Here is a 3,086-nt window from a genome sequence, read left to right on the forward strand (position 1 = left end):
CGGCGACGACGCCGCGCAAGCCGACTGGCAGTTGCTGGTCGCGGCGCATGGCCGCCAGGGCGGCGATGGGCATGTCCAGGCTGCCGGCGTTCTGCTCGACGGCGTGCGTCAGCAGTGGGTGCGGCGCCAGCTCACCGAAGACGCGGAAGCCGTCCTTGAGGGCGGCCTGTACGGCGGCCGCGAATCGCACGGTGTAGCGCAGGTTTTCGGCCCAGTAGTCAGCGGTGAACGAGGGCCGCTCGCGCGGGTCCCACAGCGTCGCCGAATAGTAGGGCACCTCGGGCGTCATCGGTTGCAGGCCGGCGAGGGCCTCGACCAGCTCGTCGAGGATCGGGTCCACCTGCGGCGAATGCGAGGCGACGTCCACCGCCACCTCGCGCGCCAGCACGTCCTGCTCTTGCCAGGCCGCGACCAGATCGCGGATGGTCGGGGCGTCGCCGCCGACTACGGTCGACGTAGGCGACGCGACCACGGACAGCACGACGTCGGAGATGCCGCGAATCGACAGTTCCGACAACACTTGTTGGCCCGGCAGCTCCACCGATGCCATCGCGCCGCTGCCCGCGATCCGCGCCATCAGCTTCGAGCGACGGCAGATCACGCGCACACCGTCGGCCACCGACAACCCGCCGGCGACGACGGCGGCCGCGGATTCGCCGAGCGAATGCCCGATGACGGCGCCGGGACGCACGCCGTAGGACTTCATCGTCTCGGCGAGCCCGACCTGCATCGCGAAGAGCGTTGGCTGCACCCGCTCGATGCCGGTCACCGTCTCCGGTGCCGACATGGCCGCGGTGACCGAAAAGCCCGACTCCGCAGCGATCAACGGTTCGATGGCGGCGATCGTCGCGGCGAAGACCGGCTCGTTGGCCAGCAGTTCTGCGCCCATCTTCGGCCACTGCGAACCCTGGCCGGAGAAGACCCACACCGGTCCGCGGTCGCCTTGCCCCACCGCGGGTGGGTACGGGATGTCGCTCTCGGCGACCGCGCGCAGCTGGGCGCCCAACTCGTCGACGGTGCCGGCCGAGAGCACGGTACGCACCGGGCGGTGCGCGCGCCGCCGCGACAGCGTGTAGCCCAGATCCCTGAGAAACGAGCCACATTCGCCGTCGGCAGCGCCGTGCTCGTCGAGCCAGGCCGCCAGGCGGGCTGCCGTCACGCGCAGTTGCTCGGCGGAGGTGGCCGACAGGGGAAACAGCAGCGGCCCTCGCGGTTCGTCCGCCGCCTGGGCCGGCGCCTGTTTCGGGGCCTGTTCCACTATGACGTGCACGTTGGTGCCCGACATCCCGTAGGACGACACCGCGGCACGGCGCGGGTTCTCCTTGCCGGGCCATTGCGTATTGCTCTGCGGCACAAAGAGATTGGTCTCGATCCGGGCCATCTCGTCGGGCAGCCGGGTGAAGTGCAGATTCCGCGGTACCACGGCGTGCTGCAGCGCGAGGATCGCCTTGATCAAGCCCAGTGGCCCCGAGGCCGACTGCAGGTGGCCGAAATTCGTCTTCACCGATCCCAGGGCGCAGGCACCGCCGACGCCGTACACGGCGGCCAGGCTGGTGTATTCGATCGGGTCGCCGACGGGAGTGCCGGTGCCGTGCGCCTCGACGAGGCCGACCGTGGCCGCGTCGACGCCTGCGAGCTGCAGGGCTTTGCGGTAGACGGCGACCTGAGCCGTTGGCGAGGGCGCCGCAATGTTCACGGTGCGACCGTCCTGATTGGCCGCGGTGCCGCGCAGCACGGCCAGGATGCGATCGCCGTCGCGCTGGGCGTCGTCGAGCCGCTTGAGCAACAGCATGACGCAGCCCTCGCCCGACACGAAGCCGTCGGCGTGCACATCGAAGGCGTGGCAGCGGCCGGTCGGGGACAGCATGCCCTGCAGCGAACCGGTGACGGACTTGCGCGGTTCCAGCGTCACCACCACGCCCCCGGCCAGGGTGAGGTCGGATTCGCCGCTGCCCAGGCTGCCGCACGCCTGGTGCACGGCCATCAGCCCCGACGAGCACGCCGTGTCCACGGTGACCGCCGGGCCGTGCAGCCCGAGGGCGTACGCGACTCGCCCCGACGCGAAGCTGTTGGACGTGCCGGTGAATCCGTACGGCCCTTCGGCCGCGCCGCAGTCGGCGGACAGCAGCTCGTAGTCACCGTGGGTCAGGCCGACGAACACCCCGGTCTGCGATTGGGAAAGCGACGCGGGGTCCAGGCCGGCATGCTCGACGGCATCCCACGACGTCTCGAGCAGCAGGCGGTGCTGCGGGTCGATAGCGATGGCCTCACGCTCGGTCATCCCGAAGAAGTCGCAGTCGAAGCCGCCGACGTCGTCCAGGAACGCCCCCCACCGGGTCACCGATCGGCCGGGCACGCCGGGTTCGGGATCGTAGAACAGGTCGGCGTCCCACCGGTCGGCGGGAATCTCACCGACGAAGTCGTCACCGCGCAGCAACGCCTGCCAGAGGCGGTGCGGGGAGTCGATCCCGCCGGGAAGCCGGCAGGCCATCCCGATGACGGCGACCGGTGTGGCGTTCACGGCACGCAAAGTGCGAGTCCCCTATCCTTGCCCGATCTCTGAGTCGCCTATTATGCAGATGTCAGTTTAGCTTCGGACCAGGTCAGCTTAGCGGGAGTAAACAATTTCGGGTCGGCCTTGCGAAAACGGACCGCGACGGCCGAGGGGCCGCGAAAGCCGCGCCGCGACTGCGTAATTGCGCCCATCCCGGCCCACCGGGGCGCCGCGACATCCGGCCGCCACCCGTCGTCGAGAGCCGGCGGGCGGGGTCATCGAAACCGACTCACGCACGAGGCAATCCACGATCCCGCGGGTCGTTACGTGGCGCTGGTCTCTTCGGACTCTTCGGACTCGGTGTCGTTCGCGGGGTTCTCGATGACCTGATAGGCCGGATCGACCATCGAGATGGCCCGGGTGCCGGTCTGGCGGGCCTTCCCGGTGATCCGCAGCACCTGGCCGGGCTGGATGTCGGCGCCGCCGTGGCCCGGGCGGAAGGTGACGGTCATTTCCCCGGTGCTGTCCCCGATGACGATCTGTCGGTGGGTGCGGCCTCGGGTGGTGACGTCTTCGACCTCGCTGACCCGGC

1 protein-coding gene and 1 pseudogene are annotated in these 3,086 nt (G+C 70.0%); both read right to left on the minus strand.

What is annotated here, in order from left to right; translation table 11 throughout:
* The coding region (locus tag A9W96_RS08830; RefSeq protein ID WP_156765166.1) for a type I polyketide synthase at nucleotides 1-2,530 on the minus strand (2,530 nt) is incomplete at its 3' end.
* A gap of 287 nt (nucleotides 2,531-2,817) precedes the next feature.
* Nucleotides 2,818-3,086 (minus strand): annotated as a pseudogene (locus tag A9W96_RS08835) (DNA-binding protein); the annotation flags it as partial.

Source organism: Mycobacterium sp. 1245852.3, from assembly GCF_001669335.1.
In the GTDB taxonomy this organism is placed as follows: domain Bacteria; phylum Actinomycetota; class Actinomycetes; order Mycobacteriales; family Mycobacteriaceae; genus Mycobacterium; species Mycobacterium europaeum_A.